Raw genomic sequence first — 25,881 nt, 5'->3', positions numbered from 1 at the left:
TCGTTAGTTTATATAAAATAAAAAAATCCCGCTAGATGTGGGATTTTTTTATTTTGGATATATCACAAAGTCTAATGGAACGTCAAACTTATGAGTATCTTTTATCTTTTTGATAGGGGGAAAGAAGTTAAGTCCAATGGTACGAGTATCTTCTCTACATTCAGATAAAAATCGATCATAAAAGCCCTTTCCGTAACCAACTCTATAGTTCTGTTCGTCAGAAATTAACATAGGAACAAAAACTAAATGAATATCTTTTACATTAGCTTCTTCCGCATTTATAGGTTCTGGAACTCCAAATTTATTGAGTTCTAGCTCAGTGTCTTTTTCAAAATAGAAATGTGAAAGAGTATCATCTTCGAAATTACAACGACTAACAATAATTCTTTTTCCTTTGCCTCTAAAAAAATCAATGATGGGCTTCGTGTCTATTTCATTGAACTTTCGCATGGATAAAAACAAATGTACAGTATGAATATCATCAGTTTGTAACTCGAATATTTGTTGGTAAATGCTCTCTTGTAATTTTTCTTTTTCTGTTTGAGTAAGCGTATTTCTCTTTTGTTTGTATAGTTTTCTAAGGTCAGATTTGAGCATGTTAGCTGATTTTATTTTGATTCATTTTTCGTTGAATTAAGAAAATCACAATTGCAGTAATCGCTGAAGAAGGAATGACTACTTGAGTGAGACTTAACTTAAAGTAATCGGCAGTGAATCCTATTATTACTAGAAGTAAAACTGTTAAGACTATACCGTAAGAAATATAACTCAACGTGGATTTTTTCGAAGTTTTTACAAACTCTTTGTTAAGTATGAATAAGTTTTTTCTTTGTAAAAGACTGTTTTTAAAGTTTGTGATGAATCTATTCCAACAATTTATTTCTGCTTGTGAAACAAACTGATTAGAAGGATCAACAAGTCCTTTTACAAAAACTAGATTGTTGTCAAAAGTTATTTGAAATTGACTTTTCCATTTAAGAGGGTTGAGAACAAGTCCGTTTTTTAACTTTGATCCTTGTTTAAACTCTAATTGAAAAAAGTTTTCTTCACTCTTAAACTTACCTTCTTTAAAATATTCTTTTGTCAGTTTATAGTTTAATTCTGTAGAGTTAGGAGTTATAAGTTCAAAGGAGTATTCTAAACTATCTTGTTCTATCATAAATTTCGTAATTCTTCTTGAAGTTTTTTTGTTAATCCTTTCACTATAAGTTCGTATGAATGGTTAATTAATTCAAAAGCAAAAGTATCAGAAACATCATTGTTCAAAGTAACTGTGTTCCAGTGTTTTTTACTCATATGAAATCCTGGGTTAATACTTTCATATTCAGCTCGTAATTCTAAAGCACGCTCAGGCTCACATTTTAAATTAATTTTAGGTTCATGTTGCTCCCAACTATCTAAACCCGATAAAGCAAACATTTTATTCATTACTTTAAATACTAAAACATTATCATCAAACGGAAAATGTTCAGTTACTCCTTTTTTGGTAATGCAATAGTTACGAAATTCTTCAATATTCATTATTCAATTAAATTTTGAGTTGATTCAGGAATTTTTAAAGCAGTGTAGTCTAGTTTCCATCCAATAGTTTCCACTAAATTTTGCATTAAGGTAACTGCTTCTAGGGCTTCTTTGTTTGCTGTTTGCATTAAATTACTTTCAGGTATTTTTTGAAGAATGTGTTCTCTCGCTTCTTTATTTACTTCAGTTAAATCTTCAGAACTAAACTTGTTAAGTAATCCGTTTTGAATATCATAGAAACGTAAATTAGGCTCTATTGAAAATACTTCAGGTTGAGGAAATTCAGAAAGAACTAATACTTTTTTCTTAGTATCTGTATGCATTTTTATTTTCCTAAAATCAAAACCAATATGCACTTTAGCATTAATTAGAATAATGGCTTTTTTCTTACTGGTAACAAGTCCTAAAAATTTTTCTTTGGTGTTTTCATGGTGATATATTTCGGCAAATTCTCCTTCAACAGTAATTAATTTAGATACTTTTTTTATTTTATCTAACAAAACTACCGATTGTTTTTCGGTCAAATTTTTTCTTTTTACTGAGGTGAATTTTTTAAAAATGTAATAGGATATAATGGCTCCTCCTGCCAAACCTATAAAAAGTAATTCCATAACTACGAATTTACATAAAATAGGTAAAGCATAAAAAAGAATATATAATGTAAGAGTTTTTAAAGACAAAGTGAGCAAAGGAGAGTTATTTTGTATTTTTATTCCCAGAAAGAGCAAGAGTTTATCAGAGCTTAATAAAAACTAATCAATGAGGTCAGTAAGTACAACAGAAAAAGAACTAAAAGAGCGTATAAAAGAGTTAACCTGTCTTTATGAGGTAACATCTTTAATAATAAACGCTAATCTTGATCAAGTTGATGTAACTTTAAAAGCAATAACGAAAAGTTTAAAAAAAGCATTACAGTTTCCAAAAAGCACCCAAGTTTTTATCGGTATAGAAGAGTATTCTGAAGAGAAAAGTAAAACAAAGAAAGAGCTTTGTATAATTTCAAGTACTATTCTGGTATTTAATATACCTAAAGGAAAAATATCAGCATTTATAAAAGGAAAAGAACTTAAGGATAATCTATATTTAAAAGAGGAAAAAGAATTATTTGATACAGTTGCTATAAAAATAGGGGGACTTTTAGAGCGTATTGAAATAAAGAACAATGAGCTGTCGATGAGGCGTAAAATGGAACACGCCGATCGTTTATCAATCTTAGGAGAATTAACCGCTGGTATTGCCCATGAATTAAATACCCCGCTAGCTAATATTTTAGGTTACTCAGAATTATTGAAAGCAGATATGTCTAGTAATGAAAAGGCTTTGGCAGATGTAGATAAAATTATTCAAAGTACAATTTTTTCAAGAGAAGTAGTAAAAAAACTCATGTATTTTGCTTGTGAAATGCCACAAGAAATGAAAAAAGTAAACATTATTCCGAGTATAAAAGATGCAATAAACTTATTGGATGCTACTTTTAGAAGACAGTCTGTAAAATACCTAGTGAAAGTGGAAGAATCTGAGTTGTGGTTACGGGCAGATACAGTTCAACTTACTCAGATTATTTTCAATCTTATTATTAATGCTATTTACTTTTCACCTAAAAATGGACTGGTGACTATTGAAACATTTCAAACAGATAAAGAAGTGATATTAAGAATTTCTGATGAAGGGATAGGATTAAGTGACGAAGGTCTTGAAAAAGTATTTCAGCCTTTCTATACAACGAAGCCAACAGGAGAAGGAACAGGGTTAGGGTTAAGTGTTGTGCATGGTATTGTATTGAGTCATAAAGGAACAATAACAGCTAAAAATGGCATTGAAAAAGGTGCTATCTTTGAGGTTAGGTTACCAAAATAAAAGAAATGCCGTTAAAAAAAGAAAATATATTAATAGTAGATGATGATGTTCATATCTTAGAATTGTTGCATCGACATTTACAATCTTGGAATTATCACACTTACAAGGCAGTATCGGTTAAAGAAGCAGTTACAATTTTAAGAGATACACCAATTGATTTGCTAATAACCGATTTAAAAATGCCAGAAGTGGATGGTTTTGAACTTGTTAAATTTGTTTCAGAACACTATCCAAAGTTACCTAAACTTATAGTAACAGGATATCCATCTGTTCAAGATTCATTAGAAGCCATTAAGTCAGGAGTAGTAGCATACCTAACGAAGCCATTTACAAAAGATGAGTTGAAATCGGCAATGGATGATGCTTTAAAAAAAGCAGAAAAAAGTCATAAAAAAACTACTCAAGAAAAAGATAAAAAGGATTTTTATGGAGATATGATAGGGGCTTCAGAAAAGATTAATGAAATTTTTCAAATAATAGATCGAGTAAAAAACAATAAAGCAACAGTTTCTATTAAGGGAGAAAGTGGTACTGGTAAAGAGTTAGTGGCACGTGCAATACATTATGAAGGAAAATTTGCTAAAGGTCCATACATAGCGGTAAACTGTGGAGCAATTCCTGAGAATTTATTAGAGTCTGAGTTGTTTGGTTATATAAAAGGAGCTTTTACTGGAGCAGATGGTAACAGAAATGGTTTTTTTCAAGCGGCTAATGGAGGAACTATTTTTTTAGATGAAATAGGAAATGCTTCATTAAATGTACAATCAAAGTTATTAAGGGCTTTACAAGAAAAAGAAGTGGTGAAGGTAGGAGCTCAAAAAGCAGAGAAAGTAGATGTTAGAATTATTGCTGCCACCAACAATAATTTAAAAGAAATGATTCAAAAAGGAACATTTCGAGAAGACCTGTTTTATAGGTTGACAGTAGTTGAAATAGAGGTGCCACCTTTACGAGAAAGGAAAGAAGATATTTCTATGTTAGTAGAAAAGTTTCTGTTTAAATATGGGGTGGAATATAAAGATAGGTTCGTAAAAATAAGTCCTAAAGCTTTAGCTATACTACAAAGATATAATTGGCCAGGTAATATTAGAGAGTTAGAAAATATAATACAACGTGCGGTAATTATGTGTGATCGTATAGTAGAAGTAGAGCATTTACCTGATTCGCTAAAATATAATGTCGATTTTTCAGAAGAAGGATTAATATCTTTAAAAGAAATGGAAAAACGTCACATACAACATGTGCTAAATGCTACTAATAACAATAAAACAAAAGCAGCAAAAATTCTTCAAATAGACCGTAAGACATTACGAGAAAAGCTGAAAGAATAACAAAAATTTTTCTGGGTGTTTTTTCTCCACTTGAGGAGAAATTACCCGCTTTTATTTTAAGTAAAAATTTATAAAAACTTCCAGAGCCTCTTGTTTGCAAGGGGTTGGGAGTTTTTCTTTTTTTTGGCATCATTAACGGTATATCATTTGCTTTTAAGAGAGAGAATAAAATAAATATAATTTATGAATGCTAACCCTTTTAATATTTGTCCATCATGTACAGAGATAAATATATGTGTGTTAACCAAATTTAAAGAAAAGGTATGGTCGTGTAGTGAGTATAATGAGGTAGATGTAAAAAAAGAAAAAAAACAGGCAGTCATTATAGAAAAAGAAATGCAAGCTGTATAAAAACAGAAAAAATTAAAAGCAACATAAATTCAAACATAAGTGAGATGACTTTAACTAAGGAATTAAAAAAACCAGTGAAGCGAAAGAATGCTAGAGGGATGGTTGATAATGTACTAGAGCAATTTAATAGTGCGTCTGATCAAATTGGTTTACACCCTAATATTCGTAAAATATTAAGCATTACGAATAACGAAATTATTGTTAATTTTCCTGTAAAGATGGATAATGGAGACGTTGAAATTTTTCAAGGATATCGTGTACAGCATAACAATGCTTTGGGACCATATAAAGGAGGTTTACGTTACCATCCAACGGTAGATATTGATGCAGCCAGAGCATTAGCTATGTGGATGACATGGAAAACATCTCTTGCTGGCTTACCATACGGTGGAGGTAAAGGAGGAATTCAAATAGACCCAGCAAAATATTCAAAAGATGAATTAGAGCGTATTACCAGACGTTTTACGTTTGCATTAGGAGATAATATTGGACCAGAGCATGATATTCCTGCTCCAGATGTTAATACAAACGCTCAAACAATGGCGTGGATGGCTGATACCTATATGAGCACAAAAGCACCAGCTGAACGTTCAATGAATCAACATGTAGTTACAGGAAAACCAATAGGTAGTGGAGGTCTAGAAGGAAGAGACAGAGCTACAGGTTATGGAGTTTTCTTAACCATCAAGTTTTGGGTAGAAGAAAATAACCAAACTTTAGAAGGAAAAACTTTTATTGTTCAAGGGTTTGGAAACGTTGGGTATTGGGCGGCTTACTTTTTAGAACAAGAAGGAGCAAAAATGATAGGGGTTCAAGATGCTTACGGAAGTATTCAAAATACGAACGGAATTAAAGTAGATGACCTTTTCAATTATACAAAAGCTAATAATGGAAGTTTGGTAGAGTACCCAGAATCAATAGCAATAGAGAAGGAAGATTTTTTTGCTACTGACTGTGATATTTGTATACCAGCAGCATTGGGTAATCAGATAACTGAAGATAATGCACACTTAATCAAAGCTAATTTAATAGCTGAAGGAGCAAACGGACCTATAAATGTTGAAGGAGAAAAAATTCTTTTAGAAAAAGGAGTAACAATTATTCCTGATATACTATGTAATTCAGGAGGAGTAATCACTAGTTATTTCGAGTGGCTTCAAAACCGTAACGGAGAGTTGTGGAATATGGAAGAAGTAATTACGCGATTAGACAAGAAGCTAAAAGACTCCTATACTAGAGTTTCAGATTATGCTAAGTTAGAAGGTGTTGATATGCGAAAAGCAGCTTACTGTATAGCGATACAACGTATTGAAAAAGCGTATGTTCAACGAGGTATTTTTCCATAAAAAGGAGTAAAATGAAACACGGAAGTTTAGTTTTAGAGAAAAAAGAGTATGTGTACATTAAGAGTTTACTTAATGTTTCAGCGCATACTGAAGAAAGTAAAGTACAAACATCATTAGGCAAGTTTGCTGAGGAGTTAAAAACAGCAAAAATTTTAGATGAAGAACAAATGTTTGATGATGTCATACGCTTAAATACTGTTGTGACTATAGCTTCTGGAGATGTTTGGGAAAAAACTATTCAGATTGTAAGACCAACTGAAAAGGATTTGAAAACCAACAAGGTTTCTATTTTAACGCCAATAGGTATAGCTTTATTTGGTTATGCTCTAAATGATGTAGTTCATTGGGATTTACCAGGAGGGAAGAAAGAAGTTAAAATTTTAAAAGTAGTTCAAGAAAAAAAGAACGAAAGTTTCAGCACCTTAATTTAAAGATAAAAAAATGACACTTAATAATCACGGTAGCGATATAGATGTAGTACATAAATACAACCATGTAGAATTAAAAGGATGGGTAGATCAGTTACAGTATATTAATAAAGAGATTGAGAACCTTTTAAGCTTGCATGAATACTCTTTAGTCAATAAAACTATTTCTAAAGAAATACTAGAACTCTTTTCTAAGAGAAAAAAAGTAAATAATGAGCTTTATAAAACTGTTTTATCATATTCAAATACCTATGTAAATGTAGCAGAATGTGACGATATACAGTGCGATATGGCTTATTTAGAAGAGTACGATAGGTTACGTGAGAATTATCAAAATAATTTAGAAGCTTATCAAAAACTTAAAGACAAATTTTTTGATGAAGTCTTATTAAAAGAATAGCATTCTTGTTAAGCAAGTATGTTAGATTTGTAGAGTTAGTTGTAAAACCTTGGAATCATGTAGTTCCAAGGTTTTTTTGTTTTAAAAAATAGTATGAGCTTTAATCTTTTAATAACTACACTTTAGTGTAAGATTTGATTAGGTATGTTTAATTATTTTTGTTTAAATAAATCTTAGAAAAAATCAATGTATAGTAGAAATAGAATATATATTAAACCAGAAGAGCAAGAACTGATAAAGAATTATCCAATCTTATTAGGCGGTAGTGGTATAGGTAGTAATATTGCTGAATGTGCATTAAGGTTAGGTTTTGAAAAAATTACTATAGTTGATGGTGATGAGGTTGAGCTATCAAACTTGAATAGGCAAAATTATACTGAAGATGATATTAAAACGGATAAAGTTGAAGCGCTTTCTAAAAGATTGTTATCAATTAATCCGAAAGCAGATATTACGGTTCATAATTGTTTTATTACAAAAGAAAATATACATTCAATAATTGAAGGACATAAAGTAGCGGTAAATGCTTTAGATTTTACGTCTGACATACCATTAATGTTTGATAAGATTTGTAGAGATAAAGGGGTGCCAATTATTCATCCATATAATTTAGGCTGGGGAGCTTTAGTTTCTGTAATCACACCAGATAGTTTATCGTTAGAATCAATAGCCAAAGAAGAAGAGAAGTTTAACGAAGTAAAAATGGTAGAATACGCAGTAAGTTATATGAAGTTTTGGGGAAAGCCTCAGAAATGGATAGAAGATGTTATAGAAGAATATAAAAAAGAGAAGGAAGTATTACCTCCTCCTCAACTATCTGTAGCCTCATGGTTAGTAGCGTCTATTTGTACGCACTTGCTGTTTAATATTTCAGTGGGGAAACCTGTGAAAAAATTTCCTGAGTTTTACTTGTCGTCAATTAATAGTTAAATAAGTCTATTATTGGTAGCAAAAGAAATTGCCTCTGTTATGTTAGCAACTTCTAATTTGTCAAATAATTTTTTTCTGTGAAATTTAACAGTATCAGGAGATACAAAAATAGATTCAGCTATTTCATTGATTTTAAAACCTCTTGCAGAATACTGTAATATTTCTTTTTCTCTATTTGTAAGTGTTATTTTTTCTTCTGTTTTCCAATATTTACCTTCTAGATTATAAGTAAACATTTTGTTGTCTCCTTGTTTGTATATTTTGATATTTCCAGAGTGTTGTTCTGTAGATAAAGATATAATACATATAGCTTTCCAAACTTTACCATCATTATTCAAAAATAAAGGAGTTAATTTTTGGTTTATTAAAATGGTTTTTTTCTCTTGATTTTTGATATTAAAGTCATAAGAAATTGTGTAGAATAATCTTTCTTCAATAGGCAGTTTTTCAAAAAAATCAAACCCTACTGTATTTATCTTTAAAAGTAAATCTAAATCGGGAGGTGTAACATACTTAAAGTAAAAGGCATATCCCATTTCTTTTACTTCTTCAGATGTATGACCACACAAGAATAAGGGGTTATCAGAAACATATTCAAATCCTTTCTTTTGATAGTCAATAATATAAATACTTTTATAAGTAGTTCTTGCAAAAGCTTTTATAGGAGCTAAATAATCAGATGTTTTAAGAAGTTCATTTTCAGAAATATTATCAACAGTGTTTTTCATTGAAAAAAAATCATTGATGTTGTTTTCCATAATTAAAAATATTGAAGAGTTCTAACAAATCTACTAAAAAGTATATTATTATGTCTAATAAAACTACACTAAAGTGTAGTTTATTGATCGTCAGCGCTTTAACTACACTTTTGTGTAATTGAAAAGCAGTAGTCTATAGATAGTTTTGAGAGTATAAAACACAATGTTATGACTTTTAAAAACAAATCTTTAGAAATATTATCGTCAAGTGAAATGATAAATTTAGCTGAATTCATAGTTAAAGAGAATTTTAAACATCACACTAAAGGAAGCTTACCAAGTAATTATTATTCAAGTATTCAATCTATTTATAAAGAAGAGCTAGGTTTTTCTAAGAACTCAAAAGTATTTGTTTCAAAAAATGACAAAGGAGAAATTCAAGGTGCTATAAGAGTGCTAAGATGGGATTACTCAAGAAAGTTACCAATTCAAAAAATATTTGGAATTAACCCGATAGAAATTGCAGGTATGTCTCCTTTAAAAACAATTTGGCACATAGGTAGATTCGCAATAAAAAAAGAGGTTAGTGATATAAACCTTTTTAAAAAACTAATGATTTGTGCCATAAGTCCAATTTGTGAAAAAGAAAACTCTGTTGCTTTCGCTGAGTGTGATAGTAAGTTGTTAAGAGTTTTAAGAATTTTAGGAATAGAAGCTACTGTGGTTGGTGAGGCAGTGAACTATTTAGGCTCAGAGACTATACCTGTGTGTATGACTTATTCAGGTTTAATAGGGTTTTATAGAAAAAATAAGCATTTGATATTTAAATCAATAGACGATAGTTCAGTAAAAAAATCAAAACTACCTAAAAGTGTAGTTGTTGACAGTCAGTTGGTTAACTACACTTTAGTGTAATGAGATAGATGTAGAGGTCATTTAAATTTGAAGTATAATAAAATAAATTAAAGAAATGAAGAAACAGGTTTTAAATATGATTTTGCTTTTAATGTGTACAAATATCCTCTCACAAATAACGTACAATGGGGTGGTTGTTGATACAAAAAAACAGCCAATTTCTCTAGCCAATGTAATTTTATATGATTCTATAAATAATAAACTTATAGATGGAGTAACTACTGATGATAGAGGGGAGTTCAGATTAAAAGTAAAAGAAAAAACTTCATTTTTTATTGAAATAAGTTTTTTAGGTTTTAAAACCAAAAAAATCAATGTAACAACTAATGATTTAGGTAATATTGTTTTAGAAGAGGACACAAGCTTACTTAAAGAAGTAATAATAACTAGTAAAAAACAAACATTAGTTAGGAAAAACGATCGTTTAGTTTTTAATATAGATAAAACAGTTGCTCAAGAGTTAGGTTCTGCCGTAGAAGTATTGAGGGTAACACCAAATATAGTTATTAGAGATGATCAATTAACAATGCTTGGAAAAAGTTTTGTAAGAGTGATGGTTAATAGTAAAATGTTGCCGTTGACGGGAGATGATTTAAGAGGGTACTTAGCCAGTATTAATAGCTCTGATATTGTTAGAGTTGAGGTAATAACAGTGCCACCTTCAGAGTTTGAGGCTGAAGGAAATGGAGGAGTAATTAATATAGTTCTTAAAAAAGAAAAGAAAGATTTTTGGAGTGCCGTAGCCCGCATGTCAAGTACCCAGAGAACATTATTTTCCTACGGAAGAAGTTTAGCTCTAAATTACAAAAAGAAAAATACATATTTAACTGTAAATATTTCTAATGGACTTTATCTAAAAAGAAACATTTTTAGAAATAATAACTTTTTTTCAAATGAAACATGGAGGGGTAATGGACCTTCAGAATATGAGGACGAGTATTTAAATTATAGATTGTCATTTACTCAAACTTTAACTGAAAAATGGGAATTAGGGTTAGGATACTCAGGAACAAACTCAGATATAATTTCTTCGACAGGTAATAAAGATTTGATTTACGATTTAAAGGATGAGTTAAAGTATTCCTTATTATCTGATGGAGTTTCTAACAAAGATGCCAAGAGCCATGCGTTAAATTTTTACAATACAATTAAACTAGATAGTTTAGGGAAAAAGATTTCGTTAGATGTAGATTATTATAAGTCTACTTCGTTTAAAGAAGGTGAAAATAAAGGAGAAAGGAGAGAACAAAATACGATAACTCCTACTTTTTCAAACAATACGAGTATAGATTATGATTTTGAAAATATTTCAGGAAAAATAGACGTATCGTTACCCTATAATTCAATAGATATAAAGTTAGGAGGTAAAGTGTCTTTTTCTCAAACTAATAATGACTTTAAGTTTTATGACAGCTTTAATGGAACCCCAGTTTTAGATGAGAATCAATCTAATGTATTTAATTACGACGAGCATATTTATGCAGCATATGTATCAGGAACTAAGAAAATTTCAGAAAAGTTTAGTGCAAAAGCAGGACTTAGATTAGAGAGCACAGTAACTAAATCATACTCTAAATCAAATAACCAATCGAACGAAAATAAATATACTAAGTTTTTTCCTACACTATACCTTACATACAAATTAAAGGGAGAACAGTCACTATCGTTTAATGTAAGTAGGAGATTAAATAGACCTAGATTTGAAAGTTTAGATCCTTTTAAGATAGTTGTAAATCCCTTTAAAACAATACAAGGTAATCCGTTTTTACAACCTTCATTTATTACTAACACAGAACTAATATTTAATTCTAAAAAGAACGAATTAAAGGTATATAGTCAAAAGATTACAGAAGGGTATGAGCAAATTTCAGAGTTAGATCCTGTAAGTAAAGTGGTAAACTATACGTATTATAATCATTTAGATATAGAAAATTACGGAATAACAGATACGTATATCTTTGATAAATTAAAATGGTTGACTTCGTACAACACGATAGATATAGGGTATTCTAAAATGTCTTCATCAATACCTGAAACTATTAGAGAACAAGAAGGGTTTAATGCCTTTGTACAAACTCAGAACTATATAAAATTAAATTCTAAAAAAACGCTATCACTAGGGGTTAATTATTACCATGTTTTTGCAGCAAAACAAAATGTTTCAAGACATGGAGGTTACGGTCCTTTAGACTTATCTCTTAGATTAAAACTACTAAAAGGAGATTTAAACCTAGTGATGTATGCTAATGATATTTTAAAAACAAGTGTAACTACTGTGACAGGTTATTATAACAATGTTAAAACAACTTATAATAACTATTACGATTCAAGATCATTAAGTTTTATAGTAAGATACACATTTGGAAATAAAAATATTAGAACAAAAAGAGATAGATCAGGTAATAGAGATATACAAAATAGGGCTCAATAATAATTGAGTATATAAAATAACCAAGGCCAAGGTTTACAGACCGAAAAACAGTTAAAGTCTTAAAAATATAACTGATAATTAATTCAATATAAAATTTTAAAGATGAAAAAAATCACACTAAACAAAGGATTAAAGTTAAACAAAGAGGCAATTACAAAGTTACAAGACTCTCAAATGTCAACCTTTAAAGGAGGTATTAGAGCAGCAGGACTTACTTGCGCAAACGGATCGTGTATCAAATCTTGTAATGAAAACTCTTGTAATGGATCAGCAGACCAGGTAATTAATTAAAAAACAAAAAGATGAAAAAAATCACATTAAACAAAGGATTAAGATTAAACAAAGAAGCAATTACAAAGCTTCAAGATTCACAAATGTCTTCTTTTAAAGGAGGTATAAATGCAGCAGCAGGAGCTACTTGTGCAAATGGATCTTGTATTAAGTCGTGTAATGAGGATTCTTGTAAAGGAGCGGATCAAGTTATTCATTAATAATAAAAACAAATAAAGATGAAAAAAATCACATTAAACAAAGGGTTAAAATTAAACAAAGAAGCAATTACAAAGCTTCAAGATTCACAAATGTCTTCTTTTAAAGGAGGAGTTAGAGAAGCAGAAGGTCTTACTTGTGCAAATGGATCTTGTATTAAGTCGTGTAATGAGGATTCTTGTAATGCTAACCGAATACAATAATAAAAACAAAAAGATGAAAAAAATCACATTAAACAAAGGGTTAAAGTTAAATAAAGAAGCAATTACAAAGCTTCAAGATTCACAAATGTCTTCCTTCAAAGGAGGAATTAGAGACGCGGAAGGTCTTACTTGTGCAAATGGATCTTGCATTAAGTCATGTAATAAAAATTCATGTAAAGGAGCAGATCAAGTAATTAATTAAAAAAACAAAAAGATGAAAAAAATCACACTAAACAAAGGATTAAAGTTAAATAAAGAAGCAATTACAAAGCTTCAAGATTCTCAAATGTCTTCTTTTAAAGGAGGTATAAATGCAGCAGCAGGAGCTACTTGTGCAAATGGATCTTGTATACAATCATGTAATAAAAACTCTTGTAAAGGAGGAGCAGATCAAGTAATTAATTAAAAAACAAAAAGATGAAAAAAATCACATTAAACAAAGGGTTAAAATTAAACAAAGAAGCAATTACAAAGCTTCAAGATTCACAAATGTCTTCTTTTAAAGGAGGAGTAAGAGAAGCAGAAGGTCTTACTTGTGCAAATGGATCTTGTATTAAATCTTGTAATAGAAACTCTTGTAAAGATCAAGTTATTAATTAAATAGTAATTAATAGAACAAGGTTCTTTTTAACCTAAAAGAACCTTGTCTAAAAATAAATAAAGATGAAAAAAATCACACTAAACAAAGGATTAAAGTTAAATAAAGAAGCAATTACAAAACTTCAAGAAGCTCAAATGTCTCAATTAAAAGGAGGGGTTAGAGACGCAGCAAGTATTTCTTGTTTAAATTTTACATGTAATGCGTCTTGTGATACAGGAACGTGTAATGGATCTGCAGATCAAGTTTTAAACTAAAATGAAATTGCAAAGTAAATATAACTCTATTAAAATAATAATAAATACAGCAGTTTAATTGCTGCTGTATTTTAAAGTCATACAAAATGAAAGAAGCACATAAATTAATAGAAAATATAGATAAAATAAAAAGAGAAGATTTAGAGTCAGATAGTTTATTAAATGGAAAGTTAGGACTTGTTTATTACTACTTATGTCTTTATAAGGTTTTTAATAAAGAAGATCATTTACAAAGAATAGAAAAAAACTTAGAGTCTGTTTTTACAAATATTGAAAAAGGTGTTTCTAGCTTAATGTATGATTCTACATTAGAAAATGGTTTGAGTGGTTTAGGGTATGTTCTACAGTTACTAATTGAAGAAAAAATAATAGATGAAGGTTACAATTCACAACTAGAAGAAATAAATAACATAGTAGTAGGTCAAGCTATTGAGTTAATTCAAAATAATAATTATGATTTCGTTAGAGGTCCTTTTGGAATTTTATTTTATCTAAATTATGTAGATAGCAAACCTCATGTTAATAGAGTTTTAGAAGCTTTGTTTGAAAAGTTAAAAGAGGATAAAAACTTTTTATTTTATAATGAATACACATATATAGAAGGCGTGCACATTGGTTATGCCCACGGATTATGTGCGATAATAAAAGTTTTAAATGATATAAATGATGAAAGAGCAGAGTATTTCGTAAGATATTTATTAGATAAACTAATGAATATTATGAAAAAGAATGAATATCAAATAATCAAAGACAAGAAATACTACTTGCCTAGAAGTATTCACAAAGGAGATGAGTTTGAAAAAGGCTTAAATTATAGAGCTGTGCTAGCCTGGTCTAATTGTGATGTGAATTTTTCTACATTAATATATTCATTAAATGAAAAATTTAAAACTAATGAGCTACTAACTATTGCTAATAAAATAGCTTTAGAAAGCCTTGAAAAAAGAGAAGAGAAACATACAAGAATTTGGGATCATAGGTTTTACTTTGGGAGTTCAGGAGTGTTAAAAACATACATGTTCTTATATAAAAAAACTAGAAACTCAAAGTATAAAGAAGCATCTAACTTTTGGTATAAAAAAACATTAAACTTTCTTACTGAAAGTACTATAAAAGAACATCCTCTTAATTTTTTAAATAATCTGCCGGCTACAGCTTTATCTCTTTTAGAGTTTGAAAGAGAAGAAGAATTTAACTGGTCCAAAATACTACTATTATGATAAACGATATTTTAAAAATTGGAATACTAGAGTTTGCAGCTAGCAATAAACAAAATTCAATGCATGCTATAGAAGATATTTTTACTTATGCATGTAGGGCAGATGAGTTAAATTTTTCTAGATTTTGGCTTACAGAGCACCACAGAGCTAGTGCTGTACATCCATACAATAACCCAGAGATCTTAATGACCCTAATTGCGGGTATGACAGAAAATATTAGGATAGGATCTGCAGGATCTCTAATAGGTTATTACTCGCCATATTCTTTGGCGCAAAATTATAAACTACTTAATAATATTTATAATAACAGAATTGATTTTGGTTTGTCTAAAGGACGTCCAGAAAACGCACATCAACATAATTTTTTCAATTTAAATAATAGCACATTTGAAAATACGATGTACGAGAAAAACCTTCAAGCGATATGTGAACTACTGCATGAAGAAGAAAAAAAATACAATGAAAGCAAGATTGTACTTCCTCCATTTAAAGGAATTGCACCTTCCTTATGGTATCTATCTAACAGTTATAGGAAAAAAGATTTAGCAATAAAAAATAAATTAAACATATGTAGGTCTCTAATGCACGGTTTAGATGTTTTTGAATACGATGAAGACCTCAAAGGGTTACAAGAATATAAAGAAGAGTATTATCAAACGAACGGGCAACTTCCAGAAGTAGCTATAGCAATAGCAGTTACTTTTTCAAAAACAAAAGAACAAGTAGAGCAAGAAGAGAAGAAATATAAAAACAAAAGAGAGGGCTTGAAAATTATTCCGGTTAATGAATATACTTTTTTAGAAAAATTAGAGAAAATTCAAAAAGCATATGGGGTAAATGAAGTCATAATATGCGATACCGAAAAAGATATAGAAGCTAAGTTAGAAAACTTAGAATTAATAAAAGAATTAACAACACAGCAAGTACTTAAAACGTTTTAAGATGAAAAATATTAGTTTATTACCAAACAAAATAATCAGACAACCATTACTATCTTTAAATAAATACAATCAAATTCCTGAAAAAGAAAAAGAGCTAAATAGTTTTATAGATTCTTTATTTTTTAATAAGGAGTTCTCTGAAGCGGTTTATTTATCATCTCCTAGTTTATATAAAGAATGGGAAAAAGTAGTAAAAAAAGAGAAAGAAAGAGGAAAAATAAACGAAGCTATACTAAAATACTTTTTAAGATCAGTTTCAAATACAGTGCCTTTTGGTCTTTTTACTTCTTACACTACTTTAAGCTCAAATAGTAGTTTAGATAACGAAAAAAAGTATAAGAGGTATTCAAGTATTGATTTAGAGTATTTGCTAAACTTATTAAATCACCTTAATCAATATCCGATTATTATACAAACAGTAAAATATAGAAGAAACAATACTATATATAAAATAGGAGACAAGTATAGGTATATAGAACCAAAATTTTCTAAAGGAAATATAAGTTACACACTTTCTTCAATAGATAGTGATGAGTTAATAGATTACTTAGTGTCACATGAAAATGACACAATGACTTTTGAAGAATTAAAAAATATGATATTAAATTTAGTAGATGGAGTAGAAGAAGAAGAGGTGACTGCCTATTTATTAGATTTAATAAATTCAAAAATATATATAAGCTCATTTGAAGCTACATTAAATGAAGAAGACCTTTTAAATCAAGTAATTAATTTTTATAAAGAAAATAGTTCCAAAATAGATACAGATGAAGAGTTAAAAAAAATATTTTCATCATTAATAAAAGTTAAAGAAAAGCTGATAGAATTAGATAAAAAAGTTTTCAATTCAATAGATATTTATAATGAAATCTTTAAAGATTTAAGAAAAATAGGAGTTGATTTTAAAGAAAAATTTGTCATTAATTCAAATTTAAAAAAGATTCCCAAAAGTATAAATGATACAGAAAATATAGATATAAAGTTAAATAAATTAATGAGTGTTTTATCTAAGGTATCTAAAAAAAACATAAAAGAAGATTCAAATTTAACTGTATTTAAAAGGAGTTTTTATAATAGGTATGAAGATAAAGAAGTAGCATTAGTTGAAGCTTTAGATAATGAGTTGGGAATAGGGTATTTACCCCACTTAAAAGAGGAAGTAATATTTTCTGATTTAATAGATGATGTGACTATGCCACAAGTTCGAAAAGTTACATCAGAAAGAAAAGTAGAAACAAAAGTTCATAATTTTTGGCTTAATTTATTACTTCGAAACCCTGAAAAGAAAGAAATAAATTTAGCAAAAGAAGATTTAACCATTTTCAAAGAGGAAAATGAAGCAAAAAATGGTGCCTTTTCTATTTCTTATTCATACACTAAAGATAAAATATATCTTAAACACATTGGAGGAACAACAGGAACCAATCTAATAGGAAGATTTAGTAATAGTGATACAGAAGTTCAAGAGATTATTAATTATGTAACAGATTTTGAAAAGTCGTTACTTAAAAATAAAATTGTAGCAGAAGTTATTCACCTACCTAATAACAGAGCAGGAAACATACTAATAAGAAAAGTAAATAGAGATGCAGAAATAAGTATAATATCAAAAGCTTCTGGTAATACCAAAGTTATAGATGTAAATGACTTATACATTAGCTTGAAAAGAAATAGAATTGTTCTTAGATCAAAAAAAGAGAATAAAGAAGTTGTTCCTTTTTTAAGCTCAGCTCAAAATTATCATTACAATTCATTGCCTATTTATCATTTTTTATGCGACTTACAATCACAAGATCGTCATAATGATTATTCAATAAACTTTGGAGGGTTTAATATAGGGGATTTAGAATATTGTCCAAGGTTAACATACGGTAAAGATGTAATTCTAAGAAAAGCAACATGGTTATTAAAGAAAGATAACTACAAAGGAATAGAAAGCCTAAAAGCAGATTTAATAAAGAAAAGTGTCCCAAGGTATATTTATATAACTAGTGGTGGTGAAGATAAGATGATTATTGATATTGAAAACTACAATACACTTAACATACTATATCAAGAAATAGAAAAAAATAAAATTTTAAGAGTTACAGAATGTATTTACGATATGCATAATAATGAAACACCTGAAAGCTATGCGAATGAATATATTGGAGTTGTTAAATCTCAAAAAGAATTAAATATATTTAAAAATATTTCTACTACACATAAAATTGAAAACAATAATGTAAAGAGAACCTTTATTTACGGTGATGAATGGGTATATTTTAAGCTTTATACAGGAAGAATAACTTCAGATCAACTTTTAATTGAAAACATTTCTAGAATAGCAACAAAATTAAAAGAATCAGGCATAATAGATAAGTGGTTTTTTATTCGCTTTACCGATCCAGATTTTCACTTAAGGTTAAGATTTCATTTAAAAAATGAAAAAAACTACTCAGAGATGTCTAAGATTATTCATAATGAATTATCACATTTATTAGAAGAACAAAAAATATGGAAGTTAGACTTGTCAACATACAACAGAGAGTTGGAAAGGTATTATTGGCAAAATATAGAGAGTTCTGAAACTATATTTCATATAGATTCAGAGTACACCGTAAACATGTTAAAATATCTAAAAGATAATGGAGAGAGTAGAAGGTGGCTTTTTATTTTAAAATCAATAGATGATTTTTTTAATGTTTTTGACATCAGTTTAGTTAAAAGACATCAAATTATAAATACTATGTTTAATAGTTTTTGGGTTGAGTATGGTAAAGTAAAAACAATAAAAAAAGATGTAAACAACAAGTTTAGAAAATATGTAAAAGATATAAACAGCATATTAAACATACCAGAAATTGAGGTAAAAAACATATATAAAGAGAGGTATTTAGCGTTAAAAGAAGTTCAATTGAGCATAGAAGCTAAGGAAAATTTAGATGATTTGCTATGGAGCTATATTCACATGCATGTAAATAGATTTGTGCAAGCAAATCCTAGGTTTCATGAACTTATAATGTATGGAATTTTAGAAAGATATTATAACCAAGAGATTGGTAAGAGAAAGTATAACCAAAAACAAGTTGAAAATGAAGCTTATTAGACAATATGATAAAATGGATTGCGGCCCATCTTGTTTAGGAATGGTTGCAAGTCATTACGGAAAAGAAATATCACTAAATTACCTAAGAGAAAAGTGTTATATAACAAAGGAAGGAGTTTCTTTATTAGGAATAGATGAAGCTTCAAAAAAGTTAGGTTTTGAGACTTTTTCAGCTACTCTAGGACTACAAGAGTTAAAAGATATAGATAATTTAAATTATCCATGTATTTTACATTGGAATAATAATCACTTTGTAGTTCTAAAAGAACATAAAAGACCACATTTATTAGCAAGGAAAAAGAAATGGCAAATAGCAGATCCAGCACATGGTTTTGTAAATTTAAATGATGAGAAATTTTCCAAATCATGGTTAGGGGAAAATGGAAAAGGAGTTGCATTGTTCTTAAAACCACAAAATAAGTTCGTAAATACAGAATTTAAAAAACCAGAAAAAATATCATTAAAATACTTTATAGACTTTTTTAAAAGCCATAAAAAAAAGTTGGTATTTGTATTTGTTTTAATGCTTCTAGGAAGTTTAATAAATATGGTTTTTCCTTTTTTAACACAGTACTTAATAGATAAAGGAATTGATAAAAAAGATGTAAACTATATTGAATATATTTTATTCTCTCAGCTAAGTTTGTACCTAGGAGTAATTGTTATAGAAATCTTTAGAAACTGGTCATTATTAGTCGTAGGAACCAAAATAAGTATTAAAATAATTTCAGAATTTTTGTTAAAAACACTAGACTTACCTTTAAAGTTTTTTGACTCAAAGCTTATCGGAGATTTTCAACAAAGAATACAAGATAATGATAGGATAGAATACTTTTTAACATCACAATCAATAACTACATTTTTCTCAATGATTACTTTTTCAGTATTCTTTGGAGTATTGGCTTACTATAATATAACAATACTATTAATTTATACATCATTAACACTTCTGTCTGTGTTGTGGTCTCATTATTTCTTAAAGAAAAGAAAAATATTAGATTATAACAGATTTATTGAAAACAGTAACAATCAAGAAACGATATACGAGATACTAAATGGAGTAACAGAAATGAAATTGAACTCTTTTGAGGAGTATAAGTGTAACCAATGGAAAACAGTTCAAGATAGATTGTTTAATATAAATTTAAAAATATTAAGATTAGATCAAATTCAATCATCAGGCTTCACGTTTATAAACCACGTAAAAAATATACTAGTATCTTTTTATACAGCAATTTTAGTAGTAAACGGAGACATGACTTTAGGTGTTTTATTAAGTATTTCATACATAATAGGTATGATGAATTCTCCTGTAGATCAATTGATTAATTTTATAAGATCATTACAAGACGCAAAATTAAGTTTATCAAGGTTAAATGAAGTACAAAATGAAGATCCAGAAGAAAAAGAATCATACTCTGAGTTAAAGTTATCAAATAATGGTACTAATACAGGTGTGAAGTTGAGTAATGTTTCTTTTCAGTATGAAGGTCCCAGGTCTCCTTTTGTTCTTAATAATATTGATTTATACATTCCGGACGGAAAAGTTACAGCCATCGTTGGGGCAAGCGGAAGTGGAAAGACTACATTAATGAAGTTATTGTTAAGGTTTTATAACTCTATAGGAGGTCATATTAGTTATAATGACCAAAATATTTTAAATATTTCACCTAGAAGTCTAAGAAAACATTGTGGAGTAGTAATGCAAGATGGATTTATTTTTTCTGATACAATAAAAAGAAATATAGCGACATCAGATGAAGAAATTGATTATGAAAGGTTAAGAGAGGCAGCAAAAATAGCGAATATTGATGAGTATATTGATTCGTTAGCTCAAGGATATGATACAAAAATTGGAGCCTCAGGTAGTGGACTTTCTGGAGGACAAAAGCAACGAATATTAATAGCAAGAGCGGTTTATAAAAACCCACATTACATGTTTTTTGACGAAGCAACTTCAGCGTTAGATGCAGAAAATGAAAAGAAGATTCATGATAATTTATTCAACTTCTTTAAAGGAAGAACAGTTGTAATAATAGCTCATAGGCTTAGTACAGTAAAACACGCAGATCAAATAGTAGTGTTAAAGAAAGGAAAAGTAAGTGAAGTAGGAAGCCATGATGAATTAGTAGGTAAGAAAGGAGACTATTTTAGTTTAGTAAAAAATCAATTAGAATTAGGAAGTTAGAAATGGATACAAATAATATAATTTTAGAAATAGAAAAATCAATTAACAATAATTATGGAATTTTAACTTCTATGGGAGTTGTTAACGGATTAGCAGGAGTTTCTCTTTTTTATCATTATAAGGATAATAAGGATAAGTGTCTCTCTTTTTTAGAGAAATCAATCAGTGGTTTAAATGAAGACTATAAAGGAAATGATATTATAGCAGATATTATAGAAATAGGAATTCTGCTTGATTTTTACATCAAAGAAGGTGTTATAAAAAAAGAAGAAGTAGCATTTTACTTCGATAACTATGACTCAATTCTTCAAGAACTTTTAATAGATAAATTAAAAGAAGACAATCTAAACCCAGTTACAGGAATATTGAAGTATGGTAATTATTTTATAAATAGAGCCAAGCATTCCGGAAAAAATTACGATGAATTATTTTCATTAATTCTTTCTAAAATAGAAAAACTAGCAAAAAAAGATAAAAAAACGACTGGAATTTATTGGGTTTCTACCATTGAAAGAGAAGGGCGATATTTAGTAGAGTTAGGAGTAAAACATGGAGTCATTGGAATTGTAGATTTTTTAGTTGAATTATATGGATTAGGATTTGAGAAAAAAAGGACAAAGAAACTAATAAATGAAGCTATAAAATATGTTGTTGAGTCTAAGTTAAAGGACAAAACATTTCTTTTTCCTTTTTGTACAAATAACGTTAAAGATGCCGTATCTTTTTCTTTCAATTTAAATTACGGAGATCTCGGAATTGCCTATGGAATTCATAAAGCAGTTAAGGCGTGTAATTTAGAAGTTTACAAAGAGGTAATTAATCAAACATTAAAAAACGCAGCTAATTTTAAAGATGATGAAAATAAATACTTAACAGATGCTAATTTATTTTATGGTTCATTAGGAATTGCTTCTTTACTAAAAAAGTTTAGAAAAGAATTAGAAGAAGATTTTCTTAATGATTCTATAAACTATTGGTATACAAAAACAAAAGAACATAAAAGACATGATAATGAATGGGCTGGATTTGACACAACTTTTAATAAGTTTGATATTAATGCTCAACTTTCCATGTCGCATGGAATAATTGGTGTAGGAACAGCACTCCTTAATTTTAATAAAGATTTAAACTTCGACTTTTTAACTTTTCTAGGGTATAAATTTTAAAACCCTAGAAAATTTCTGCTATGCTAATACACTTACAAGTAGTTATTAATTAGAAGTAAATTAGTAAAAAAATAAACAAAAAAAGTTTCGGGTTTTTTTATTAAAAACTGACATTTATTAATTTTTTATATCATAAAAACTTAGTTCACTTAAAAATTTACTAGGAGAAGTACCAAACTTCTTTTTAAAGGCAGTAGAAAAGTGTTGTGGGTTTTTATAACTTACCTTTTCAGAAACCTCATTTACGGTATGGCCTTTTAATAATAGTTCTTTAGCCTTATTCATTCTTAAATTAGCAATAAATTTAAATACGGTAATACCAAATGTGGTTTTAAATCCTTTTTTTAAGGCATATTCATTGGTGCCAATTTCTTTACATAACAAAGATAAGGTTAGCGGAGATGTATAATTATTAAGTATATATTCATAAACCCTTTCAATTTTATTAGCTTCAGTAGTAGTTAGCTTTGTTGTGTTTTTTTTAGGAGTACTAGGTGTAAACTGATAAAGTTGTAATAAAAGAAGATCTAATATTTTAGAGGTAATATGTATTTTTCGAAAATGATTATCCCATTCAGAGGCAATAACTTCTTTTATCAAAAAATGCATTCTTGAATTTATTAAGCAGTTTTCTGAATTAAGTTTACCAAATTTTTTATCACTAATGATTTTTTTAAAATCATCAAACCTAATATCATCGGGTAAATACTGAATGAAGAATAAAGGAGATAAGTTAAGGCGTACAATAAAAGATTCTGAAGATTCACACTCTAAAAAGCCTTTTGTATTGCTATAAAAGTTAATATTATGTGAGTTAGAGTTAAAAAAATACTTACTTTCTATTTCAGGTATATGTATAGTAAACTTCCCTTTTAAGTTAAATAACATTTCTATACTTTCTCCTTTAATATTAAAAGATATTTTATAGCCTTTTATAGTTTTTATGGAGCCAAAACCTATTTTGAAGTTTTCAAATACATGCTCCTTATACCAACCTTTAAAATTATCTTCATTAAAGTTAGTTACTAAGGTTTTGTAAAAATTATCATTTATATTTTTAATATTAGATAGCTTATCAAAAATAGCTTCTTCATTATTATATATGGTAACCTTCATACTTTCTTATTCCGTTTAACGTATGTTTTTTATCCGTTTAACGTATCCCCCGATTTTCGAATAAAAATTAGTTTTGCAGAAGACAAAAATAATTTATTTTTATTTAGTCTTAATAAGTAAAATTAGTTTTAACATAAAAAATGACAAAATCGATTTTAGTTATAACTTATAAAAAAAATAGCATGTTAACAATTATAGGCTGTTTAGCTCTCACAGGTTTTTATTTTTTATACAGTACTTCAAATAGAGCAGATTTAACATTTTATTTACCTCTTCAAAAATGGATTAATGAGAATAAAATAAAAGGAAAGTATATAGGTGTAGTCTTGTTAATTATTGGTTTAACTAGCGCGATTTTATATTTAGGTTTTGGCGCAGGAATATTTTCATATTTAACTCTATTAATGTTAGTGTCAAGTTTAGTTGTTTTAATTGAACCTTTACGCTTTTTAAAATTCTCAATATTAGTTGTTATGATGATTTTATCACTATTACTTGAAGTTTATCTTAAATAATTATGCCAGCAAATAAAAAATATTTGACAAGTTCACCCATCCAGCGTATTGCAAAAATAAGTGCTGGTTTTGTAGGAGGATATGTTGTAACAGAAACCTTTCACATCATGTTAATGACTTTTTTAAACATACCAAATGTAATAATGACACTACGTTTTTTTGGATTTATTATGTGGGCGGTTTTAATGATTTTAGCCTTTTTAGCCAAAAGTGCATGGAAAATATGGGCACTTTATACCCTTGTTAGTCTTCTATTTATTATAGTCATTTACTTAAATAATCCAAATCAATTATAATAAAATATTAAAATACCATTATGGCTAAGAGAGTATATAATATAATGTTTCATACACATACCATTAGTGGTATTGTTATAAGTGCAGCATTATATGTAATTTTTTTTACAGGATCTATTTCTTTTTTAAGAGATGAAATAATAGCTTGGGAAAGAAATGAGCCCGTTGAAAAAAACTTTTTTTTAGAAGGAGATTTTGATGCTTTATTAAATAATTTAGGAGAAGAGTATTACCTAAAAGGTAGAGACATTTCTTTTTATAGAAATATAGAAGGACAAAATGTAATCACCAGAATGGGGCAGTCTAAAGATACATTGGCACCAAAAAAAGAGCCTAAAAGAGCTTTTTTTTATACAAATTTAAAAACCTTTAAAAAAGCAAATTATAACCAAAACTATTCTTTAGGAGAATTTTTTTACAGGCTACATTTTTTTGCACAATTAAATTTTTATGGACGATCTGGGTATGTTTTTGCTGGTTTAATAGCTTTTTTCTTTTTGTTTGCAATTATAACAGGAATTATCGTTCACTGGAAAAAAATAGTACCTAATTTTTACCAATTTCGACCAAAAACGAAATGGAAAACTATTTGGACAGATGCGCATGTTGCACTGGGTGTAATAGGACTACCATATCAGTTTATATTTGCTGTTACAGGCGCATACCTAATTATTGGTTATATGGTAATGCTAGCACCTGTGCAAAACTATATTTTTAATGATAATTCTAAAGCTTTAACAGAAGCATTGAATTACGAAAAAGATATAAATTATGAGTACAAAGCAGTAGAATTAGAAAAAACTATTTCTATTAATGATTTTTTAGTTAAAACAAAAAAAGAATACCCAAGCTTACAATTAAATAGTGTCGAAATATTTAATTATGGAGATGCAAATATGCATGTAAAAGTAGGAGGATACCCAAAGTATAAGGATAACTTTTTAAGTTCAGGATCAATCACATTCAAAGCTTCAGATGGATATATAGTACAAACAAAAGATTCAAAAAATAGCTTATCATATATAGAAGGAGCTACAAATCTTTTAAAAAGATTACACTTTGGAGATTTTGGTGGTTATGGAATGAAATTAATTTACTTGGTTTTGGGTTTTATCACCTGTTTTGTAATCATATCTGGTGTACTTATTTGGTTAGTTACAAGAGATAAAAAAAGCGTACCTAATTACAAACGTAAATTCAATAGTTGGCTAGTAAATATTTATATGGCTATATGTTTAAGCTTATATCCAATAACTGCTCTTGTTTTTATTACCGTTAAATGTTTTTCAAACAGCAATGGAGACAATAGAAAAGTATTTATTTATCAGATATTTTTCTGGGGATGGCTTATACTAAGCTCACTTTTTATCGTAAAAAAAGACAATTACTTTACCAATAAAATATCACTTTTATTAGGAAGTATTTTAGGATTTCTAGTACCTATCTCAAATGGTGCTATTACAGGCAATTGGCTATGGATTTCTTGGCAAAAAGGATATTCACAAATTTTTGTGGTAGATGCTTTTTGGTTGCTACTTTCAATAACATCATTTAGTATTTTCTTCAAAATAAAAAGAAATAAAAAGCTTTAAAAGA

At 28.5% G+C, this 25,881-nt stretch carries 30 protein-coding genes; 24 read left to right on the top strand and 6 right to left on the bottom strand.

From position 1 onward, the window contains the following. Positions 1–48 precede the first annotated feature (48 nt). The 4 genes from D6200_RS07575 to D6200_RS07560 are packed head-to-tail and all read right to left on the bottom strand — an operon-like array spanning position 49 to position 2,132. Entirely contained in the window at positions 49–597 is a 549-nt protein-coding gene (locus tag D6200_RS07575) for a 5-formyltetrahydrofolate cyclo-ligase (protein ID WP_073184658.1), read from the bottom strand. A 1-nt stretch (position 598) separates the two neighbouring features. Then, positions 599–1,159 (bottom strand): hypothetical protein, encoded by a 561-nt coding sequence (locus tag D6200_RS07570; protein WP_047790205.1) that lies wholly within the window; start codon positions 1,157–1,159, stop codon positions 599–601. Further along, on the bottom strand, positions 1,156–1,521 hold the full coding sequence (locus D6200_RS07565) for an MmcQ/YjbR family DNA-binding protein (RefSeq protein ID WP_073184655.1): 366 nt from the start codon (positions 1,519–1,521) through the stop codon (positions 1,156–1,158). Before D6200_RS07565 ends, D6200_RS07570 begins: the two co-directional genes overlap by 4 nt. Next, entirely contained in the window at positions 1,521–2,132 is a 612-nt protein-coding gene (locus D6200_RS07560) for a DUF4230 domain-containing protein (RefSeq protein ID WP_047790203.1), read from the bottom strand. The genes D6200_RS07565 and D6200_RS07560 overlap by 1 nt, the downstream gene beginning before the upstream one ends. Before the next feature lie 148 nt (positions 2,133–2,280). Here D6200_RS07560 and D6200_RS07555 point away from each other — a divergent pair, with 148 nt between their 5' ends. The 7 genes from D6200_RS07555 to D6200_RS07530 all read left to right on the top strand — a co-directional run bounded on the left by D6200_RS07555 (position 2,281) and on the right by D6200_RS07530 (position 8,164). Then, positions 2,281–3,378 carry a sensor histidine kinase gene (locus D6200_RS07555; protein WP_073184653.1) on the top strand — a complete coding sequence of 366 codons (1,098 nt, stop codon included), beginning with the start codon at positions 2,281–2,283 and terminating at the stop codon, positions 3,376–3,378. Positions 3,379–3,383: 5 nt separating this feature from the next. Further along, entirely contained in the window at positions 3,384–4,709 is a 1,326-nt protein-coding gene (locus D6200_RS07550; RefSeq protein ID WP_073184651.1) for a sigma-54-dependent transcriptional regulator, read from the top strand. Between the two features lie 183 nt (positions 4,710–4,892). Next, positions 4,893–5,060: a hypothetical protein gene (locus D6200_RS15295; protein ID WP_156167091.1), complete on the top strand. Its 168-nt coding sequence runs from the start codon at positions 4,893–4,895 to the stop codon at positions 5,058–5,060. Between the two features lie 44 nt (positions 5,061–5,104). Continuing rightward, the gene (locus D6200_RS07545) at positions 5,105–6,406 is read left to right on the top strand and encodes a Glu/Leu/Phe/Val family dehydrogenase (RefSeq protein ID WP_047790200.1); all 1,302 of its coding nucleotides are present in this window, start codon (positions 5,105–5,107) and stop codon (positions 6,404–6,406) included. An 11-nt stretch (positions 6,407–6,417) separates the two neighbouring features. Beyond that, positions 6,418–6,837, top strand: coding sequence for a GreA/GreB family elongation factor (locus D6200_RS07540; RefSeq protein WP_047790199.1), 420 nt, complete (start codon positions 6,418–6,420; stop codon positions 6,835–6,837). A gap of 10 nt (positions 6,838–6,847) precedes the next feature. Next, complete coding sequence (locus tag D6200_RS07535) at positions 6,848–7,234, top strand: hypothetical protein (RefSeq protein ID WP_047790198.1); 387 nt, start codon at positions 6,848–6,850, stop codon at positions 7,232–7,234. 186 nt (positions 7,235–7,420) lie between these two features. Then, a complete protein-coding gene (locus D6200_RS07530) occupies positions 7,421–8,164 on the top strand; it encodes a ThiF family adenylyltransferase (RefSeq protein ID WP_073184649.1) in 744 nt (247 codons plus the stop codon). Here the strand turns inward: D6200_RS07530 and D6200_RS07525 are convergent. Then, positions 8,161–8,922, bottom strand: a complete 762-nt coding sequence (locus D6200_RS07525) for a response regulator transcription factor (protein WP_047790196.1) — start codon at positions 8,920–8,922, stop codon at positions 8,161–8,163. The two genes, D6200_RS07530 and D6200_RS07525, sit on opposite strands and share 4 nt — an antisense overlap. A gap of 168 nt (positions 8,923–9,090) precedes the next feature. On the opposite strand from D6200_RS07525, the gene D6200_RS07520 reads away from it, so the two are divergent. The 14 genes from D6200_RS07520 (at position 9,091) to D6200_RS07455 (ending at position 22,358) form a co-directional block, all read left to right on the top strand. Next, complete coding sequence (locus D6200_RS07520; protein WP_073184646.1) at positions 9,091–9,777, top strand: hypothetical protein; 687 nt, start codon at positions 9,091–9,093, stop codon at positions 9,775–9,777. Positions 9,778–9,832: 55 nt separating this feature from the next. After that, the gene (locus tag D6200_RS07515; protein WP_083574846.1) at positions 9,833–12,208 is read left to right on the top strand and encodes an outer membrane beta-barrel family protein; all 2,376 of its coding nucleotides are present in this window, start codon (positions 9,833–9,835) and stop codon (positions 12,206–12,208) included. Positions 12,209–12,310: 102 nt separating this feature from the next. Further along, complete coding sequence (locus D6200_RS07510; protein WP_047790194.1) at positions 12,311–12,499, top strand: class I lanthipeptide; 189 nt, start codon at positions 12,311–12,313, stop codon at positions 12,497–12,499. Positions 12,500–12,510: 11 nt separating this feature from the next. Then, complete coding sequence (locus tag D6200_RS07505) at positions 12,511–12,699, top strand: class I lanthipeptide (RefSeq protein WP_047790193.1); 189 nt, start codon at positions 12,511–12,513, stop codon at positions 12,697–12,699. 18 nt (positions 12,700–12,717) lie between these two features. After that, positions 12,718–12,900, top strand: coding sequence for a class I lanthipeptide (locus tag D6200_RS07500; RefSeq protein ID WP_047790192.1), 183 nt, complete (start codon positions 12,718–12,720; stop codon positions 12,898–12,900). 13 nt (positions 12,901–12,913) lie between these two features. Then, entirely contained in the window at positions 12,914–13,102 is a 189-nt protein-coding gene (locus D6200_RS07495; protein WP_125064394.1) for a class I lanthipeptide, read from the top strand. 12 nt (positions 13,103–13,114) lie between these two features. After that, positions 13,115–13,306, top strand: a complete 192-nt coding sequence (locus D6200_RS07490; RefSeq protein WP_047790190.1) for a class I lanthipeptide — start codon at positions 13,115–13,117, stop codon at positions 13,304–13,306. An 11-nt stretch (positions 13,307–13,317) separates the two neighbouring features. Next, positions 13,318–13,500 carry a class I lanthipeptide gene (locus D6200_RS07485; RefSeq protein ID WP_047790189.1) on the top strand — a complete coding sequence of 61 codons (183 nt, stop codon included), beginning with the start codon at positions 13,318–13,320 and terminating at the stop codon, positions 13,498–13,500. Between the two features lie 63 nt (positions 13,501–13,563). After that, positions 13,564–13,755 carry a class I lanthipeptide gene (locus D6200_RS07480; protein WP_047790188.1) on the top strand — a complete coding sequence of 64 codons (192 nt, stop codon included), beginning with the start codon at positions 13,564–13,566 and terminating at the stop codon, positions 13,753–13,755. Positions 13,756–13,841: 86 nt separating this feature from the next. Beyond that, positions 13,842–14,975 (top strand): lanthionine synthetase LanC family protein, encoded by a 1,134-nt coding sequence (locus D6200_RS07475; RefSeq protein WP_047790187.1) that lies wholly within the window; start codon positions 13,842–13,844, stop codon positions 14,973–14,975. Beyond that, positions 14,972–15,916 (top strand): LLM class flavin-dependent oxidoreductase, encoded by a 945-nt coding sequence (locus D6200_RS07470; RefSeq protein ID WP_073184641.1) that lies wholly within the window; start codon positions 14,972–14,974, stop codon positions 15,914–15,916. Before D6200_RS07475 ends, D6200_RS07470 begins: the two co-directional genes overlap by 4 nt. 1 nt (position 15,917) lies before the next feature. Next, a complete protein-coding gene (locus tag D6200_RS07465; protein WP_047790186.1) occupies positions 15,918–19,004 on the top strand; it encodes a lantibiotic dehydratase in 3,087 nt (1,028 codons plus the stop codon). Further along, on the top strand, positions 18,991–21,192 hold the full coding sequence (locus D6200_RS07460) for a peptidase domain-containing ABC transporter (protein ID WP_073184754.1): 2,202 nt from the start codon (positions 18,991–18,993) through the stop codon (positions 21,190–21,192). The genes D6200_RS07465 and D6200_RS07460 overlap by 14 nt, the downstream gene beginning before the upstream one ends. Before the next feature lie 2 nt (positions 21,193–21,194). Then, positions 21,195–22,358: a lanthionine synthetase LanC family protein gene (locus tag D6200_RS07455; protein WP_073184639.1), complete on the top strand. Its 1,164-nt coding sequence runs from the start codon at positions 21,195–21,197 to the stop codon at positions 22,356–22,358. Between the two features lie 117 nt (positions 22,359–22,475). Here the strand turns inward: D6200_RS07455 and D6200_RS07450 are convergent, their stop codons facing one another. Then, positions 22,476–23,474 carry a helix-turn-helix transcriptional regulator gene (locus D6200_RS07450; protein ID WP_073184637.1) on the bottom strand — a complete coding sequence of 333 codons (999 nt, stop codon included), beginning with the start codon at positions 23,472–23,474 and terminating at the stop codon, positions 22,476–22,478. A gap of 182 nt (positions 23,475–23,656) precedes the next feature. Between D6200_RS07450 and D6200_RS07445 the strand changes: the two genes are divergently transcribed. The 3 genes from D6200_RS07445 to D6200_RS07435 are packed head-to-tail and all read left to right on the top strand — an operon-like array spanning position 23,657 to position 25,877. Next, the gene (locus D6200_RS07445; protein WP_047790183.1) at positions 23,657–23,989 is read left to right on the top strand and encodes a hypothetical protein; all 333 of its coding nucleotides are present in this window, start codon (positions 23,657–23,659) and stop codon (positions 23,987–23,989) included. Positions 23,990–23,991: 2 nt separating this feature from the next. Beyond that, positions 23,992–24,285: a hypothetical protein gene (locus D6200_RS07440; RefSeq protein ID WP_073184632.1), complete on the top strand. Its 294-nt coding sequence runs from the start codon at positions 23,992–23,994 to the stop codon at positions 24,283–24,285. A 20-nt stretch (positions 24,286–24,305) separates the two neighbouring features. Then, positions 24,306–25,877 (top strand): PepSY-associated TM helix domain-containing protein, encoded by a 1,572-nt coding sequence (locus D6200_RS07435; RefSeq protein WP_073184630.1) that lies wholly within the window; start codon positions 24,306–24,308, stop codon positions 25,875–25,877. Positions 25,878–25,881 lie beyond the last annotated feature (4 nt).

The organism is Tenacibaculum mesophilum, assembly GCF_003867075.1.
GTDB classification, from domain to species: domain Bacteria; phylum Bacteroidota; class Bacteroidia; order Flavobacteriales; family Flavobacteriaceae; genus Polaribacter; species Polaribacter mesophilus.
This window is presented reverse-complemented; position numbering and strand designations above follow the sequence as displayed.